16 protein-coding genes and 1 rRNA gene are annotated in these 16,710 nt (G+C 75.6%); all 17 read left to right on the forward strand.

Features of this window, described 5'->3' with window-relative positions:
• Positions 1-75: ribosomal RNA gene (gene rrf / locus ACFSBI_RS03710) — 5S ribosomal RNA — on the forward strand; the annotation flags it as partial.
• A 639-nt stretch (positions 76-714) separates the two neighbouring features.
• Positions 715-1,590, forward strand: a complete 876-nt coding sequence (locus tag ACFSBI_RS03715; RefSeq protein WP_377932168.1) for a hypothetical protein — start codon at positions 715-717, stop codon at positions 1,588-1,590.
• Entirely contained in the window at positions 1,590-2,597 is a 1,008-nt protein-coding gene (locus ACFSBI_RS03720; protein WP_377932170.1) for an HAD-IIA family hydrolase, read from the forward strand. The genes ACFSBI_RS03715 and ACFSBI_RS03720 overlap by 1 nt, the downstream gene beginning before the upstream one ends.
• 118 nt (positions 2,598-2,715) lie before the next feature.
• Entirely contained in the window at positions 2,716-3,528 is an 813-nt protein-coding gene (locus ACFSBI_RS03725) for a TlyA family RNA methyltransferase (protein WP_377932172.1), read from the forward strand.
• Complete coding sequence (locus ACFSBI_RS03730) at positions 3,525-4,439, forward strand: NAD kinase (RefSeq protein ID WP_377932174.1); 915 nt, start codon at positions 3,525-3,527, stop codon at positions 4,437-4,439. The genes ACFSBI_RS03725 and ACFSBI_RS03730 overlap by 4 nt, the downstream gene beginning before the upstream one ends.
• Positions 4,436-6,151, forward strand: a complete 1,716-nt coding sequence (gene recN, locus ACFSBI_RS03735; RefSeq protein WP_377932176.1) for a DNA repair protein RecN — start codon at positions 4,436-4,438, stop codon at positions 6,149-6,151. The genes ACFSBI_RS03730 and recN overlap by 4 nt, the downstream gene beginning before the upstream one ends.
• 61 nt (positions 6,152-6,212) lie before the next feature.
• On the forward strand, positions 6,213-7,916 hold the full coding sequence (locus ACFSBI_RS03740) for a CTP synthase (RefSeq protein WP_377932477.1): 1,704 nt from the start codon (positions 6,213-6,215) through the stop codon (positions 7,914-7,916).
• On the forward strand, positions 7,909-8,574 hold the full coding sequence (locus tag ACFSBI_RS03745; RefSeq protein WP_377932178.1) for an NUDIX domain-containing protein: 666 nt from the start codon (positions 7,909-7,911) through the stop codon (positions 8,572-8,574). The genes ACFSBI_RS03740 and ACFSBI_RS03745 overlap by 8 nt, the downstream gene beginning before the upstream one ends.
• Before the next feature lie 54 nt (positions 8,575-8,628).
• On the forward strand, positions 8,629-9,552 hold the full coding sequence (gene xerD, locus ACFSBI_RS03750) for a site-specific tyrosine recombinase XerD (protein WP_377932180.1): 924 nt from the start codon (positions 8,629-8,631) through the stop codon (positions 9,550-9,552).
• Positions 9,553-9,592: 40 nt separating this feature from the next.
• A complete protein-coding gene (locus ACFSBI_RS03755; RefSeq protein WP_377932182.1) occupies positions 9,593-9,991 on the forward strand; it encodes a RidA family protein in 399 nt (132 codons plus the stop codon).
• A gap of 124 nt (positions 9,992-10,115) precedes the next feature.
• Complete coding sequence (locus tag ACFSBI_RS03760) at positions 10,116-11,003, forward strand: ParA family protein (protein ID WP_377932184.1); 888 nt, start codon at positions 10,116-10,118, stop codon at positions 11,001-11,003.
• Between the two features lie 77 nt (positions 11,004-11,080).
• Positions 11,081-11,899: a segregation and condensation protein A gene (locus ACFSBI_RS03765; RefSeq protein WP_377932186.1), complete on the forward strand. Its 819-nt coding sequence runs from the start codon at positions 11,081-11,083 to the stop codon at positions 11,897-11,899.
• Positions 11,889-12,647 carry an SMC-Scp complex subunit ScpB gene (scpB, locus tag ACFSBI_RS03770; protein WP_377932189.1) on the forward strand — a complete coding sequence of 253 codons (759 nt, stop codon included), beginning with the start codon at positions 11,889-11,891 and terminating at the stop codon, positions 12,645-12,647. The genes ACFSBI_RS03765 and scpB overlap by 11 nt, the downstream gene beginning before the upstream one ends.
• Positions 12,631-13,425 (forward strand): pseudouridine synthase, encoded by a 795-nt coding sequence (locus tag ACFSBI_RS03775; RefSeq protein WP_377932191.1) that lies wholly within the window; start codon positions 12,631-12,633, stop codon positions 13,423-13,425. Before scpB ends, ACFSBI_RS03775 begins: the two co-directional genes overlap by 17 nt.
• 11 nt (positions 13,426-13,436) lie before the next feature.
• Positions 13,437-14,513 (forward strand): prephenate dehydrogenase, encoded by a 1,077-nt coding sequence (locus ACFSBI_RS03780; protein ID WP_377932193.1) that lies wholly within the window; start codon positions 13,437-13,439, stop codon positions 14,511-14,513.
• On the forward strand, positions 14,513-15,193 hold the full coding sequence (cmk, locus tag ACFSBI_RS03785) for a (d)CMP kinase (protein ID WP_377932195.1): 681 nt from the start codon (positions 14,513-14,515) through the stop codon (positions 15,191-15,193). The genes ACFSBI_RS03780 and cmk overlap by 1 nt, the downstream gene beginning before the upstream one ends.
• A complete protein-coding gene (der, locus tag ACFSBI_RS03790; RefSeq protein ID WP_377932197.1) occupies positions 15,190-16,692 on the forward strand; it encodes a ribosome biogenesis GTPase Der in 1,503 nt (500 codons plus the stop codon). The genes cmk and der overlap by 4 nt, the downstream gene beginning before the upstream one ends.
• Positions 16,693-16,710: the final 18 nt, after the last annotated feature.

Here is a 16,710-nt window from a genome sequence, read left to right on the forward strand (position 1 = left end):
AACCCGGAAGCTAAGACTCTCAGCGCCGATGGTACTGCGAGGGCGACCTCGTGGGAGAGTAGGACACCGCCGGACACCTTGTCACGAAAGGGGCCTCCCGATGCCGGGCGGCCCCTTTCGTCGTTTCCGGGCCCGATTACCCACCGCCTGCTCCGAACGGTCCTGCTGCGCCGGAGCGCGATCTCGATCGCACGGGCGTGCGCAGCAGAGCAGCCTTCATCAGAGCAGAGGACGATCGTGACCGACAGCGGCGACGAGGACGACACCCGTAGGAGCCGCCGGCGGGAGGGCCGGCCCGACGACGAACGCCGACCGGGCGGTGCCCGGGGGCGCGGCGCCGAGGGGCGCGGCTCCGGTGGCGACCGCTCGGGGGACGCGCGTCCCAGGCGCGACGGTGCCCCCCGTCCTCGTCGTGCGGGTGGCGCCTCGAGCGGTGAGGGCTTCCGCCCGCGCCGGTCGGACGACGAGCGTCGCCCGCGTTCCACGGACGGCGAGCGTCGGCCGCGTCCCGCGCATGACGAGCGTCGGCCGCGTGCCGGCCACGACGAGCGTCGCTCCCGGCCCGGTCAGGACGAGCGTCGTCCCCGGTTCGGGCAGGAGGGGCGTCGCCCGCGCGTCGAGGGGGAGCACCCCGGCCGCGAGCGGCGAACCGGAGGGTTCCGCGCCGACGGCGACCGGAGCCCCGGACGCCGTTCGGCGGACCGCGGCGGACGGGTGGCGGGATCCGATCGCCCGTTCCGCGACGGGGGACCGCGGCGGGGCGTCGGCGCCGATCGCGAGCCCGGCCCCGGCCGTCACGTCGACGAGCCGGTGCTGCCGGAGGACGTGCGGCCCGGCGACCTGGACCGTGCGGCCCGGGCGGAGCTGCGAACCCTGTCGAAGGAGAACGCGGACGCCGTCGCCAGGCACCTGGTGATGGCCGGACGCCTCATCGAGGACGACCCCGCCGAGGCCCACCGCCACGCGCTCGCGGCCGCCCGGCGAGCGGGACGGGTCGCGGTCGTCCGCGAGAGCGTCGCCATCACCGCCTACGCCAACGGCGACTTCGCCCTCGCGCTGCGCGAGCTGCGCACCTTCCGCCGCATCTCCGGCTCCGACGACCAGATCGGGCTGATGGTCGACAGCGAGCGGGGCGTCGGCCGGCCGGACCGCGCGCTCGAGGTCGGACGCGGCGTCGACCGTGCGACGCTGCCCGTCGAGGCGCAGGTCGCCCTGGCGATCGCGATGTCCGGTGCCCGGCTCGACCTCGAGGACCCGCAGGGCGCCCTCGACGAGCTCGAGCGGGTCGAGGTCGACCTCCAGCGGGTCCACCCCTGGTCGCCGGTGCTGTTCGAGGCCCTGTCGGCGGTGCACGAGGACCTGGGCGACGCGGACGCCGCCGCGCTGTGGGCGCGTCGTGCCGAGCGGGCCGGGGCGCTGCTGTCGGAGGTGGACGAGGAGGCCTCGAGCGTCGTCGTGGACACCGAGGCCGAGGCCGAGGCCGAGGCCGAGGTCGAGCCCTCGTCTGCGCAGGGCGGGACCGACGACGACGGTTCGGTCGCGACGACGGCGCCGGAGGGCCCGCAGGGTCCGGACGGGGTCGGCGGCTGATGCGCAGCGGCGCCGCACCGCTGACCGACGCGGACGTCCTGCTGCTCGACCTCGACGGCGTCGTCTACAAGGGCCGGGACGCGGTGCCGCACGCGCTGGACGCCCTGGCCGACGTGCGCGCCCGCGGGGTGCGCATCGGCTACATCACCAACAACGCCTCGCGCACGGCGGCCGCGGTCGCGGCCCACCTCGGCGAGCTGGGGCTGCCTGCCGGTCCGGACGACGTCGTCACCTCGCCGCAGGCCGCCGTCGTGCTGCTCGCGGAGCGCCTGCCGGCGGGTGCCCGGGTGCTCGTCATCGGCGGCGAGGGCCTCACCTCCGTGGTCGCCGCCGCCGGCTTCGAGGTGGTCCGGAGCGCCGACGACGGGCCGGACGCCGTCGTGCAGGGCTTCTCGCCCGAGCTCGGCTGGCGGGACATCGCCGAGGCGTCGTTCGCGCTCGCCGATCCGGACCGGCTGTGGGTCGCCACGAACACCGACTGGACGATCCCGGTCGATCGCGGGCTCGCGCCGGGCAACGGCACGCTCGTGTCGGCCGTGCACGCCGCGGTCGGCCGCCTGCCGCTCGTCGCCGGCAAGCCCGAGACCCCGCTGTTCACGACCGCCGTCTCGCGCTTCGACGCCGGCAGGCCGTTCTTCGTCGGCGACCGGCTCGACACCGACATCGCCGGCGCGAACGCCGCCGGGATGCCGTCGGCGCTCGTGCTGACGGGTGTCGACGGGCCGAAGGAGGTGCTGGCGGCACCGGAGAAGGCGCGGCCGCCGTACCTGCTCCGCGACCTGCGCGGCCTGCTCGAGCCGTACCCGGAGACCGTCGTGAAGGGCTCCGGGACCCACGTCGGCCGGGCCGTCGCCCGGGTCGAGGGCGCCGAGCTGCGGGTGGTCCGCGCGGGCGAGCCGATCGACCTGCTGCGGGCCGCCGCCCACGCCGTCTGGACGTCCGGGGTCGGCGCCTACGCGCTGCGCATCCCCGACGCCGTCCTGGGGCTTCGGGCGTCGTTACGCTGACCGGCGTGGACATGCCTGCGCGCCCGGTCGACGTCGACCGGCTGCCGCTCGAGGAGCGACCCGCCGGCTACGCCGAGGCGCACCGGGCGCTGCAGGAGCGGCTCGGGCTCACGGCGTCGTGACGTCGCGGCTCGACGTCGCGCTGGTCGAGCGGGGCCTCGCCCGGTCGCGCACCGCCGCCGCGGCCGCCATCGCCGCGGGTCGTGTTCGGGTCGACGGCCGCGCCGAGGGCCGGCCCTCCCGGCGTGTGTCCGACGAGGACGAGGTGCTGGTCGAGCCCGACGCGGGCTGGGTCGGCCGCGCCGCCGGCAAGCTGGACGCCGCCCTCGAGGCGTTCGGGGTCCAGGTCGGCGGGAAGGATGCGCTCGATCTCGGCGCCAGCACCGGCGGGTTCACCCAGGTGCTGCTGCGGCGCGGCGCGGCGCGGGTGGTCGCGCTCGACGTCGGCCACGACCAGCTCGTCCCCGAGCTGCGCGACGACGCCCGCGTCGTCGTCGTCGAGGGCGAGAACGCGAGGACCCTGACCGCGGCGCGGCTGGCCGCACTGACCGGCTCGGACGAGCCGCCCGGCGTCGTCGTCGCCGACCTGTCCTTCATCTCGCTGCGGCTCGTGCTGCCGGAGATCGCCGCCGTCGCGGCGGCCGACGCGGACGTGGTCCTGCTGGTGAAGCCGCAGTTCGAGGTCGGCCGATCGCGGGTGCACGGCGGCGTGGTGACCGACCCGGCGGACCGCGAGGAGGCGGTGCGCGGCGTGCTCGACGCGGCCGCGGCGGTCGGGCTGCGCACCGCGGGCGTCGTCGGATCGACCGTATCCGGGCAGGAGGGCAACCGGGAGGTGCTGGTGCACCTGCACGCGGCGCGCGGGTCGGACCCCGCAGAATGGGACCAGATCCTCCGACAGGTCGTCCGGGGACCGAGGGAGGCCGGATGACGTCGCGCCGTCTCGTCCTGCTGCTCGCGCACACCGGCCGGGACGAGACCGTGGAGGCCGCGTCGAGCGTGCTGTCCCTGCTGCAGGACGGGGACGTGACGCCGGTCCTGCGCCGCAGCGAGGTCGACGACCTGGCGGCCAACGGCTGCGCGGTCGACGGCCTCCCGGTGCTCGGCGAGGGCGTCGAGGTCGCCGACCTCGAGCTCGTCGTCGTCCTCGGCGGCGACGGCACCATCCTCCGCGCGGCCGAGCTGACGCGGGGGACCGGGGTCCCGCTGCTCGGGGTGAACCTCGGCCACGTCGGCTTCCTCGCCGAGGCCGAGCGGGACGACCTCGGCGACACGATCCGCCGCGTCGTCGCCCGGGACTGGGACGTGGAGGAGCGGCTGACGGTCGAGGTCGCCGTCGTCGCCGACGGGCGGACGCTCCGGCGCGACTGGGCGCTGAACGAGGTCACCGTCGAGAAGGCGGCGCGGGAGCGGATGCTCGAGCTGGTGCTCGAGGTCGACGGCCGCCCCCTGTCCACGTTCGGCGCCGACGGCCTCGTCGTCGCGACCCCGACCGGCTCCACCGCCTACGCCTTCTCCGCTGGCGGACCGGTCGTCTGGCCGACGCTCGACGCGATGCTCGTGGTGCCGCTGTCGGCGCACGCGCTGTTCGCCCGCCCGCTCGTGCTGCCGCCCGCGTCCACGGTGGCCGTCGAGCTGCTGCGGCGCACGCCCGCCCGCGGGGTGCTCTGGTGCGACGGCCGCCGCATGGTCGAGCTGCCCGAGGGCAGCCGCATCGAGGTGACGGCGTCGGCGGAGCCCGTGCGGCTCGCGCGCCTGCACTCGGACCGCGACCGGTTCGGGGACCGGCTCGTCAAGAAGTTCGACCTGCCGGTGGCCGGCTGGCGGGGGCCGAGACCGTGACCCGCCCCGGGATCGAGGAGATCGCGATCCGGGGCATCGGGGTCATCGAGGACGCGGTGCTGCCGCTCGGTCCCGGGTTCACCGCGCTGACCGGCGAGACGGGCGCCGGCAAGACGATGGTCGTGACGGCGCTCGGGCTGCTGCTCGGCGGCCGCGCCGACTCCGGCGTGCTGCGCACCGGCGCGACGCGCGCCGTGGCGGAGGGTCGGTGGCTGGTGGCCGCCGACGGGCCCGTCGCCGACCGGGTCGACGAGGCGGGCGGCGAACTCGACCCCGCAGGCGACGGCGTCGCCGAGCTGCTCGTCAGCCGGTCGGTCTCCGCGGAGGGGCGCAGCCGCACCAGCGTCGGCGGACGGTCCGTCCCGGTCGGGCTGCTGCAGGAGCTCGGCGCCGATCTCGTCGCGGTGCACGGGCAGTCCGAGCAGCTGCGGCTGAAGTCGCCCGTCGCGCAGCGCGAGATGCTCGACCGGTACGCGGGCGCGCCGCTCGCCGCGCTGCTCGAGCGGTACCAGGCGGTGCACCGGCGCTGGCTGGCCGACCGGGCCGAGCTGGAGCGCCTCTCCGCCGACCACGACGCTCGGGCCGCGGAGGCCGGCGAGCTGCGGACCGCGGTCGCGGAGATCGAGGGCGTCGCCCCGCAGCCGGGCGAGGACGTCGAGCTGGCGGCGCTGGCCGAGCGGCTCGGCGCGCAGGACGAGCTGCGGGTCGCGGCCGCCACCGCGCACGAGGCGCTGTCGACCGAGGACGTCGGCGGCCTCGACGCGCTCACGCTGCTCGTCGAGGCGCGCCGCGCGCTCGAGCGGGCCGCCCCGCTCGACCCCGCGCTCGCGGCGCTCGCGGAGTCCGTCGCGTCCGTCGCGTCGCTGGCCGCCGACGCCTCGGCGGACCTCGCCAGCTACGTCGCCGGGCTGGATCCCGACGCGCCCGGCCGGCTCGAGGTCGTGCAGCAGCGGATCAACGAGCTCGCGGTGCTGATGCGCCGCTACGGGCCGGGGCTCGACGACGTGCTGGCCCTTGCGGAGTCGAGCGGGCGGCGGCTGCTCGAGCTGGACGCGGACCCGGACCGCATCGAGTCGCTCGGCGAGCAGGTCGCGGAGTCGGAGCGGCTCGCGGTGCAGCTGGCGGACGAGCTCTCGGAGCTGCGCCGCTCCGCCGCGGAGCGGCTCGGCGCCGCGGTCACCGCCGAGCTCGCGGACCTCGCGATGGGGGCGTCGGCGGTGCTGGTCGACGTCGCGAGCCGCGACGAGCTGACCTCCACGGGGCGCGACGCCGTGCAGCTGCTGCTGCAGTCGTACGCGGGCGCGGAGCCCCGGCCGATCGCCCGCGGCGCGTCAGGCGGCGAGCTGTCGCGCGTGATGCTGGCGCTCGAGGTGGTGCTGGCGGGCAGCGACCCGGTGCCGACGTTCGTCTTCGACGAGGTGGACGCGGGCATCGGCGGCGCGGCGGCGATCGAGGTCGGCAAGCGGCTGGCGCGGCTCGCGGACTCGTCCCAGGTGATCGCGGTGACCCACCTGGCGCAGGTCGCGGCGTTCGCGACGAACCACCTGAAGGTGCTGAAGGACGTGAGCGGCGAGGTGACCACCTCCACCGTGCAGCGGCTGACCGGCGACGAGCGGGTCGCCGAGATGGCGCGCCTGCTGTCGGGCCTCACGACGAGCGACAGCGCGCTCGCGCACGCGCAGGAGCTGCTGGACCTCGCGACCGCCCGCTGACCCGTCGCGCGGCCCCGCGTCCGACCCGGTGCCCGGGATCCCGTTACGATGGAACCCCGTGGTGGACGCCCCGACAGGACCAGGCCCGGCGCGGACGACGAAGCACATCTTCGTCACAGGGGGTGTGGTCTCCTCCCTCGGCAAGGGACTCACGGCCGCGAGCCTCGGCAACCTGCTGACCTCCCGCGGGCTGCGGGTCGTCATGCAGAAGCTCGACCCGTACCTCAACGTGGACCCGGGCACGATGAACCCGTTCCAGCACGGCGAGGTCTTCGTCACCGACGACGGCGCCGAGACGGACCTCGACATCGGCCACTACGAGCGGTTCCTCGACATCGACCTGAACCAGGCCGCGAACGTCACCACCGGGCAGATCTACTCCGCCGTGATCGCGCGCGAGCGGCGCGGCGAGTACCTGGGCGACACCGTGCAGGTGATCCCGCACATCACCGACGAGATCAAGCGCCGGATGCGCCTGCAGGCCTCCGACGACCCGCAGCCGGACGTGATCATCACCGAGATCGGCGGCACCGTCGGCGACATCGAGAGCCAGCCGTTCCTCGAGTCGGCCCGCCAGGTGCGTCACGAGCTGGGTCGCGGCAACGTCTTCTTCGTCCACGTGTCGCTCGTGCCGTACCTGCCGACCTCGGGGGAGCAGAAGTCGAAGCCGACGCAGCACTCCGTTGCGGCGCTGCGCTCCATCGGCATCCAGCCGGACGCGCTCGTGCTCCGCAGCGACCGTCCGGTGTCCGAGGCGAACAAGCGCAAGATCGCGCTGATGTGCGACGTCGACGAGTCGGCGGTCGTGAACGCGGTCGACGCGCCGTCGATCTACGACATCCCGCGGATGCTGCACGACCAGGGGCTCGACGACACGATCGCCGAGGTGCTGCGGCTCGACGTCGGGCCCGTCGACTGGACCCGCTGGAACACCGTGCTGAAGGCGGTGCACGAGCCGCGGCACGAGGTGACGATCGGGCTCGTCGGCAAGTACATCGACCTGCCCGACGCCTACCTGTCGGTGACGGAGGCGCTGCGCGCCGGCGGGTTCGCGCACGAGACGCGGGTGCTGCTGCGCTGGGTGCCGAGCGACGAGTGCGAGACGCCGGAGGGCGCGGCCGAGCACCTCGCGGACCTCGACGGCATCTGCGTGCCGGGCGGGTTCGGCGTCCGCGGAATCGAGGGCAAGCTGGGCGCGCTGCGCTTCGCCCGCGAGAACGGCATCCCGGCGCTCGGCCTGTGCCTCGGCCTGCAGTGCATGGTGATCGAGCACGCCCGCAACGTGGCGGGGCTGCCCGAGGCGTCCTCCACGGAGTTCGACCCGGACACCCCGTTCCCCGTGATCGCGACGATGGCGGAGCAGGTCGCGATCATCGCGGGCGGCGACCTCGGCGGCACGATGCGGCTCGGCCTCTACCGGGCGGACCTCGAGGAGGGGTCGATCGCCCGCGAGGTGTACGGGCGCGCCGAGGTGAGCGAGCGGCACCGGCACCGCTACGAGGTGAACAACCACTACCGGGAGCGGCTCGCGGCGGCGGGCCTCGTGTTCAGCGGCACCTCTCCGGACCACCGGCTGGTCGAGTTCGTCGAGCTGCCGCGCGACCAGCACCCCTTCTACATCGGCACGCAGGCGCACCCCGAGCTGCGCTCCCGCCCGACGCGGCCGCACCCGCTGTTCCGCGGGCTGGTCGGCGCCGCGCTCGAGCGGCAGCAGGCGAGCCGCCTGTTCGAGGACGAGCAGGAGGAGGTCGGCTCACGTGCCTGAGTCGCAGGCCGGGCCGATCGCCGACGTGCCGGAGACGCATCCCGTCACCGCCCGCACCGAGGTCTTCCACGGGCGGGTGTGGGACGTCGCGAGCGAGACCTTCGACTACGACGGCACCTCCATCACGCGGGAGGTGATCCTCCACCCGGGCGCGGTCGCGATCCTCGCGCTCGACGACGAGGACCGGGTGCTGCTGATCCGCCAGTACCGGCACCCGCAGCGCTCCCGCATGTGGGAGATCCCGGCCGGCCTGATGGACATGGCCGGGGAGTCGCCGCTCGCCGGCGCGCAGCGCGAGCTGGGGGAGGAGGCGGACCTCGCCGCGGCCACCTGGCACGTGCTCGCCGAGTTCGCGAACACCCCTGGCGGCAGCGACGAGACGATCCGGATCTACCTCGCCCGCGACGTGTCGGCGCTGCCGGCCTTCGAGCGGCACGACGAGGAGGCGGACATCGAGGTGCGGTGGGTGCCGCTCGACGAGGTCGTCGACGCCGTGCTCGCCCGCCGGGTGCAGAGCCCGTCGCTCGTGTTCGGGGCGCTCGCCGCGCAGGCGGCCAGGTCGCGCGGCTGGGCGACGCTCGCCCCCGCGGACGAGCCGTGGGAGCGCCACCCCGCGATCGGCTCCGCGCCGTGGGGCCCGCACCAGTACCACCGCTGAGGCGCCTCGCGCGCCCGCGCCGCCGATGCGCGGGGGACGTGTGACGCTGGAGGCGTGGAGGTGGAGCGCGCGGTCGACCGCTTCCTCCGCCACGTCGCCGTCGAGCGCGGGCTGTCCGACAACACGCTCGCTGCGTACCGCCGCGACCTCGCCCGCTACGGCGACCACCTCGCCGCGTCCGGGCGCGGCGCGATCGAGGACGTGACCACCGCCGACGTGCACGCGTTCCTCTTGCGGATCCGGGAGGAGGACGGGGCGGCCGCGTCGTCCGCGGCCCGGATGCTCTCGAGCGTGCGCGGCCTGCACCGGTTCCTCGCGGAGGACGGCGTCGTGCCGGACGACCCGGCGCACGAGGTGACGCCGCCGAAGCTGCCGATGCGGCTGCCGAAGGCGATCGGCATCGACGAGATGGCGCGGCTGCTCGCCGCCACCGAGGGCGACGACCCGGTGCGGGTGCGCGACCGGGCGCTGCTCGAGGTGCTCTACGCGACCGGCACCCGGGTGAGCGAGGCGGTCGGGCTCGACGTCGACGACTGGGCGCACGTGCCCGACGGGGCGGAGGGCGCGGGCTCGATGGTCCGGGTGCTCGGCAAGGGCGGCAAGCAGCGGCTGGTCCCGGTGGGCAGCTACGCCAGGGAGGCGGTGGAGGCGTACCTGACGCGGGTGCGCCCGGTCTTCGCCGTGCGCGGCACCGCGACACCGGCGCTCTTCCTCGGGCCGCGGGGTGCGCGGCTCTCGCGGCAGGGCGCGTGGCTCGTGATCCAGGCCGCGGCGGAGCGCGCGGGCCTCGCCGCGCACGTGTCGCCCCACACCTTCCGCCACAGCTTCGCCACGCACCTGCTGACCGGCGGCGCGGACGTCCGGGTCGTGCAGGAGCTGCTCGGCCACAGCTCGGTGGCGACGACCCAGCTCTACACGCTGGTCACCGCGGACGCGCTCCGCGACGTGTACACGACCGCGCATCCCCGCGCCCGCTGACCGCTGACCGCCCGCGCGGAGCCGCGGCTACGGTGAGCCGATGAGCGAGCGGAGCGTCCACGTCTTCGGACCCGAGCACGGCGTGCCGCCGCAGGTCGGGCCCTTCGCGCACGCCGTGCGCTGGGGCGACACGCTGTACGTCACCGGGCAGATGCCCACCGACCCGGCGACGGGCGAGCTCGTCGAGGGCGGGATCGTGCCGCAGACGGCCCAGGTGCTGCGGAACCTCCGCGCGGTCCTCGCGCGGTTCGACGCGACGCTCGACGCCGCGCTGATGGTGCGCGCCTACCTGACCGACTTCGGCGACTTCGAGGCGTTCAACGCCGAGTACCGCACCTGGTTCGCGGGGCCGCTGCCGAGCCGCACCTGCGTCGGGGTGACCGGGCTCGCCGTCGGGGCCTCGGTCGAGATCGACCTGGTCGTCGGCCTCCCTGGCTGACCGCCCGGGCGGGGACGCCGGCGACCTCGGGGAATGGTCGAGGCGCGGCGCGTCTCCCCAGAACGGGGGACAGCCGTGCCTACCGTGGACGGGACGACTTCTCGAGGCCCGCGTGAGGACGCAGATGACGCAGACGATGCTGGACGACCGCCCCGACGTGCTCGCCGAGGGGGTGCTCGGCCCGACTGGCCGCCCGCTGCGCGAGTTCGCGATCCCGGCGCCGCTGACGCAGCACGGACCCGCCCGGGTGATCGCGCTCTGCAACCAGAAGGGCGGGGTCGGCAAGACGACCACGACCGTGAACCTCGGCGCCTCGCTCGCCGCGCTCGGCCGCCGCGTGCTGCTGATCGACTTCGACCCGCAGGGCGCGCTGTCCGCGAACTTCAAGGTGCAGGCCGAGGACGTCCCGACGATCTACGAGCTGCTGCTCGGCTCGTCCACCGTCGACCCGCGCATCGCGATCCAGCACACGCAGATCGAGGGCCTCGACATCATCCCGGCGAACATCGACCTGTCCGCCGCGGAGGTGCACCTCGTGAACGAGGTGGCCCGCGAGCAGAGCCTCGCCCGCGTGCTGCGCCGCGTCGTACGGGACTACGACGTCGTGCTGATCGACTGCCAGCCCTCCCTCGGGCTGCTGACGGTGAACGCGCTGACGGCCGCGCACGGCGTCGTCATCCCGCTCGCCTGCGAGTACTTCGCGCTGCGCGGCGTCGCGCTGCTGGTGGAGACGATCGAGAAGGTGCGCGACCGGCTGAACCCCGACATCGCGCTCGACGGCATCGTCGGCACGATGTACGACTCCCGCACCCTGCACAGCCGCGAGGTGCTGGAGCGGGTGGTCGAGGCGTTCGACGCGGACGTGCTGGAGACCGTCATCAGCCGCACGGTGAAGTTCCCGGACGCCTCCGTCGCGCGCGAGCCGATCATGGAGTACGCGCCCGAGCACCGCGCGGCGACGGCCTACCGCCAGCTCGCCTGCGAGCTCGTGGCGCGCGGCGCCATCGCGTGACCACGGCTCGAAGCACCGCCGTTCCCGTATCGCGATAGTTGCCGCCTCTGAGCCTCGGAAGCGGCGATCATCGCGATATGAGCGCGCCGGAGAGGAGCGTCGAGCCCGCGGCCGAGGTCTTCCGGGTGCGGGTCGGCGGGTTCGACGGCCCCTTCGACCTGCTGCTCGACCTGATCGGCCGGCACGAGCTCGAGGTGACCGCGCTGTCGCTGTCCGCCGTGACCGACGAGTTCCTCGCGCACCTGGGCCGCCTCGGCGACGCCGTCGGGCTCGAGACGCAGAGCTCGTTCCTCGTCGTCGGCACGACGCTGCTCGACGCGAAGATCGCCGGTCTGCTGCCGCAGGGCGAGGCGGTCGACCCGGAGGCTGTGGCCGTGCTCGAGGCGCGGGACCTGCTGTTCGCCCGGCTGCTGCAGTACCGCGCCTACCGCGAGGCGTCCGCGTGGTTCGGCGACGCGTTCGAGACGGAGGCGTCGCGGCACGCGCACCCGGGATCCCTCGAGGACCGGGTGCGACCCGCGGCGCCGCCCGCCGAGGTTCCGCTCGATCTCGCCGCGTTCGCGCTGCTCGCCGCGAGCGCGCTGACGCCGCGGCCGGTCCCGACCGTCGGCACCGACCACCTGCACGCGCCGCCGGAGCGCGTGCGTCTGCACGCCGCGGAGGTCGTCGCGCTGCTGCGCGACGGCCGGCCGCGCGCCTTCCTCGAGCTGACCGGACCGGACGCGACCCGCGCCGTCGTCGTCGCCCGGTTCCTCGCCGTGCTCGAGCTGCACCGGCAGAGCGCGATCGTGCTGGAGCAGGTCGACCCGCTCGGTGCGCTCGTGGTGCGCTGGACCGCGACAGACTGGGACGACACGCGGCTCGAGTCACTGGGAGGCGACGCGGATGACGGATGACGCACGCCCGGCGCGGCGCACCCCGCAGGAGCCCGTCGCGCTGCTGCTCGCCGGCCTCGCGGCGCCGGTCGAGGAGGCCGTCCCGGGGCTGTTCTCGCCGCCCCGCCGCGCGACCGCAGCGCCTGCCGAGCCCGTCCTCGAGCCCGGGCCCGAGCCCCTTCCCGTCGCCCCGCCGCGATCGCCGGAGCCCGGGGCGGACGCGGCGCTCGACGAGGCGCTGGAGGCGCTCTTCGTCGCGGCCGACCGGCCGCTCGACCTGCTCACCGTCGCCTCGACCGTCGAGCGGCCGGTCGGGCAGGTGCGGCGCGCCGTCCAGCGGATCCGCGACGACCTCGACGGCGTCCGCGGCGGGAGGCGACGCGGCTTCGAGCTGCGCGAGGTCGCGACCGGCTGGCGGCTCTACGCCCGGCCCGCGCACGACGCCGTCGTGCGGTCGCTGCTCGAGATCGAGACCGCCGGCCGGCTCAGCCAGGCCGCGCTCGAGACGCTCGCCGTCGTCGCGTACCGGCAGCCGGTCAGCCGCGGGCAGATCGGTGCCATCCGCGCGGTGTCCGTGGACTCCGTGCTGAAGACGCTGGTCGCGCGCGGGCTCGTGGAGGAGGTCGGCCGGTCGGAGGAGACGGGGGCGACGCTCTACGGCACGACGGAGGACCTGCTCGCCGCGCTCGGCATCCGTTCCATCGACGAGCTGCCGCCGCTCGCGCCGCTGCTCGAGGACGCGGAGGACGCCCGTGCCGTCGCCCGCTGAGCCGAGGACCGATGGCGAGCGCCTGCAGAAGGTGCTCGCCGCCGCCGGCGTCGCCTCCCGCCGCGCCTCCGAGGAGCTGATCGCCGCAGGACGCGTCGCGGTGAACGGCCGCGTCGTCACCGAGCCCGGCAGCCGGGTCGACGCGCAGCGCGACCGCGTCGCGGTCGACGGGGTCGACGTCCAGGTCGACCCGACGCGACGCACCGTGGTGCTGAACAAGCCGACCGGGGTCGTCAGCACGATGCGCGACGAGCGGGGGAGACCCGATCTGCGCCGCTTCACCGAGCGGTACGAGGAGCGCCTCTACAACGTCGGCCGCCTCGACACGGACACCTCGGGCCTGCTGCTGCTGACGAACGACGGCGCGATGGCGCACGTGCTCGCCCACCCGTCCTTCGGCGTCGAGAAGACCTACGTGGCGCTCGTCGCCGGGCGCGTGCACGCGCGGACGCTCGGGCGGCTCACGGCCGGCATCGACCTCGAGGACGGTCCCATCGCGGCCGACCGGGCGCGCGTCGTCCCCGGCGGGGCCAGGGGCGACGCGACGCTCGTCGAGCTGACGCTGCACAGCGGGCGGAACCGGATCGTGCGGCGCATGCTCGACGCGGTCGGCCACCCGGTGCAGGAGCTGGTGCGGCGGCGGTTCGGGCCGATCGCGCTCGGCGACCTCGCCAGCGGCGCGACGCGGGACCTGACCGCCGCGGAGCTCGGCGCCCTGCTCGGGCTCGCCCGTGACCACGTGCCCGCCGACGGGGGCGACGGGCCGCCCGCCCGCTAGGCTGTCCGCCCGTGTCCGCCCGCACCCTGGGGCAGGTCCGGGTCGTCGGCACCGGGCTGCTCGGCACGAGCATCGGGCTCGGCCTCTCCGCCCTCGACGTCGACGTCGTGCTGCACGACGTCTCGCCGTCGACCCTCGCGCTCGCGGTGGACTACGGCGCCGGCCGCCGGGCACGCCCCGATGACGAGCCCGCGCTGCTCGTCGTCGCCGTGCCGCCGGACCGGACCGCCGAGGTGGTGGCCGCGGAGCTCGCTGCCTCGCCCTCGTCGCTCGTCACCGACGTCGCGAGCGTGAAGGCCGGCGTGCTCGACGCCCTGCGGGCGGGCGGCGCCCCGCTCGAGCGCTACGTCGGGTCGCACCCGATGGCCGGGCGGGAGCGCAGCGGGCCGATCGCCGCGCGGGCCGACCTGTTCCTCGGCCGCCCCTGGGTGATCGCACCCCACGTCGCCTCCGCCACCGAGCAGGTGGCCGCGCTCGAGGCGCTCGCTCGCGACCTGGGCGCCGTGCCGACCACGCTCGCCGCCGACCGCCACGACGCCGCCGTCGCCGTCGTGTCCCACGCGCCGCAGCTCGTGTCGAGCCTGCTCGCCGCCCGCCTCGTCGACGCGCCGGAGCACGCGACCGACCTGGCCGGCCAGGGGCTGCGGGACACGACCCGCATCGCCGCGAGCGACCCCGCCCTGTGGCTGCAGATCCTCAGCGCGAACGCCGCCCGGGTCGCCCCGGTGCTCGCCGCGCTCCGCGACGACCTCGACGCGGTGCTCGGGGCCCTTCAGGACCCGGCGGCGCCCGGCGCGCAGCGGGCGCTCGCCGACGCGCTCGCCGCGGGCAACAGCGGCGTCGCCCGCATCCCGGGCAAGCACGGCGTCGACCTGCGCACGACGACGCTGACGGTGCTGATCGACGACCGGCCCGGCCAGCTGGCGCGGCTGCTGACGGAGATCGGCGAGATGGCGGTGAACCTCGAGGACATGCGGCTCGAGCACTCGCCCGGGGCGCCGATCGGCATCGTCGAGGTGTCGGTGCTGCCGGAGGCGGCGGCGGGCCTCGAGACGGATCTTGTTCGACGCGGATGGCGGGTGGCCTGATGGGTGTGGTGGTGGCGGTCGACGGACCGGCCGGCAGCGGCAAGTCGAGCGTGTCCCGGGAGGCCGCCGTGCGGCTCGGGTACGCCTTCCTCGACACGGGAGCGGCGTACCGGGCGCTGGCCTGGGCGGTCCTGCGGGCGGGGCTGGACCCGGAGTCCACGCACGACGTCGAGGCCGTGCTCGACGGGTTCGCGCTGCACTCCGCCGACGACCCCGCCGAGCGCTGGGTGCGCGTCGGCGACGTCGACGTGACGGAGGCGATCCGCGCGCCCGAGGTGTCGGCGGCCGTCAGCGGCGTCGCGCGGGTGCCGGCGGTGCGGAGCACGTTGAACGACGGCTTCCGCGCACGGCTCGCCGCGGCGTCCCCGGGCGTCGTCGTCGAGGGGCGCGACATCACGACGGTCGTGGCACCAGACGCCGACGTGCGCGTCCTCCTCACCGCCCGGCCCGAGGTCCGTGCCGCCCGTCGGGCGCGCGAGCTGCCGGACCAGGACCACGGCAAGGTCGCGGCCGCGATCGCCGAGCGCGACGCGCGGGACTCGCGCGTCGTCGACTTCCTCGAGGCGGCGGAGGGCGTGACCACGCTCGACTCGTCCGACCTCGACTTCGACGGGACGGTGGAGGCGCTGGTCGCCCTCGTGCGCCGCGCCCCCGACCGCGGGCTGGAGCCGGTGCGATGAGCGACGAGGACTACGACGGCCCGGACGAGGTCGCGGAGCACCTGACCGGGCTCGACGAGGCGGCGGCGGAGCGGCGGGCCGAGACCCTGCGCGCCGGGCTCGCGGACTACGAGCTGGACGACGAGGACCGCCTGCTGCTCGAGGCCGGCGAGGCGGACCTCGACGACGCGGGGCCCGGCGCCGCGCTGCCGGTGCTCGCGATCGTCGGACGGCCGAACGTCGGCAAGTCGGCGCTCGTCAACCGCATCCTCGGCCGCCGCGCCGCGGTCGTGCAGGACACCCCGGGCGTGACGCGCGACCGCGTGACCTACCGCGGCGAGTGGGAGGGGCGCGCGTTCACCCTGGTCGACACCGGCGGCTGGGAGCCGGACGCGTCGGGGCTCGACGCCGCCGTCGCGGCGCAGGCGGAGGTCGCGGTCGACCTGGCGGACGCCGTGCTCTTCGTCGTCGACGCCGTCGTCGGCGCGACGAGCACCGACGAGCAGGTCGTGCGGATGCTCCGCGGGTCCGGCAAGCCGGTGCGCCTCGTCGCGAACAAGGTCGACGGGGAGCGGCAGGAGGCGTACACCGGCGAGCTCTGGGGCCTGGGGCTCGGGGAGCCGTGGCCGGTGTCGGCGCTGCACGGCCGCGGCGTCGCCGACCTGCTCGACGAGGTGATGCGGGTCCTGCCGAAGGAGTCGGCCGTCGCGAAGCCGGAGCTCGGCGGACCGCGCCGCGTCGCGCTGCTCGGCCGGCCGAACGTCGGCAAGTCCAGCCTGCTGAACAAGGCGGCCGGCGAGGAGCGGGTCGTCGTCTCGGACACGGCCGGCACGACCCGCGACCCGGTGGACGAGCAGATCGAGATCAAGGGCCGCACCTGGCGCTTCGTCGACACCGCGGGCATCCGCCGCCGCACGCACCTCAGCCAGGGCGCCGACTTCTACGCGTCGCTGCGCACGCAGGCCGCGCTCGAGCGTGCCGAGGTCGCGGTCGTGCTGTTCGACGTGACCGAGCCGATCAGCGAGGCGGACATCCGCATCGTCGACATGGTGCTGGAGTCCGGCCGGGCCCTGGTGCTGGCGTTCAACAAGTGGGACCTGCTCGACGACGAGCGCCGCCGCTACCTGGAGCGCGAGATCGAGCAGGACCTCGCGCACGTGGCGTGGGCGCCGCGCGTCAACCTGTCGGCGCGCACCGGCCGCCACCTGGAGCGCCTGGTGCCGGCGCTCGAGGCGGCGCTCGACGGCTGGGACACCCGCATCCCGACGGGCCGCTTCAACGCGTTCCTGGCGGAGCTGACGGCGGCGCACCCGCACCCGGTGCGGGGCGGGAAGCAGCCGCGGATCCTGTTCGGGACGCAGGCGGGCAGCCGGCCGCCGACCTTCGTGCTGTTCACGACCGGGTTCCTCGACCCGCAGTACCGCCGCTTCGTGCAGCGCCGCCTCCGCGACCTGTACGGGTTCGTGGGGACGCCGATCGTCGTGAACATGCGCGTGAGGGAGCGGCGCAGCCGCTCCTGACATGGGTCGGGCCGCTCC

The organism is Amnibacterium endophyticum (genome assembly GCF_042680685.1).
GTDB classification, from domain to species: domain Bacteria; phylum Actinomycetota; class Actinomycetes; order Actinomycetales; family Microbacteriaceae; genus Amnibacterium; species Amnibacterium endophyticum.

What these genes read in the sequence shown, in the direction of transcription:
- ACFSBI_RS03720 (WP_377932170.1), top strand. Translation starts at nt 1,590, where the DNA reads ATGCGCAGCGGCGCCGCACCGCTGACCGACGCGGACGTCCTGCTGCTC.
- ACFSBI_RS03730 (WP_377932174.1), top strand. Translation starts at nt 3,525, where the DNA reads ATGACGTCGCGCCGTCTCGTCCTGCTGCTCGCGCACACCGGCCGGGAC.
- ACFSBI_RS03755 (WP_377932182.1), top strand. Translation starts at nt 9,593, where the DNA reads ATGAGCGAGCGGAGCGTCCACGTCTTCGGACCCGAGCACGGCGTGCCG.
- ACFSBI_RS03760 (WP_377932184.1), top strand. Translation starts at nt 10,116, where the DNA reads ATGACGCAGACGATGCTGGACGACCGCCCCGACGTGCTCGCCGAGGGG.
- ACFSBI_RS03765 (WP_377932186.1), top strand. Translation starts at nt 11,081, where the DNA reads ATGAGCGCGCCGGAGAGGAGCGTCGAGCCCGCGGCCGAGGTCTTCCGG.
- scpB (WP_377932189.1), top strand. Translation starts at nt 11,889, where the DNA reads ATGACGGATGACGCACGCCCGGCGCGGCGCACCCCGCAGGAGCCCGTC.
- cmk (WP_377932195.1), top strand. Translation starts at nt 14,513, where the DNA reads ATGGGTGTGGTGGTGGCGGTCGACGGACCGGCCGGCAGCGGCAAGTCG.
- der (WP_377932197.1), top strand. Translation starts at nt 15,190, where the DNA reads ATGAGCGACGAGGACTACGACGGCCCGGACGAGGTCGCGGAGCACCTG.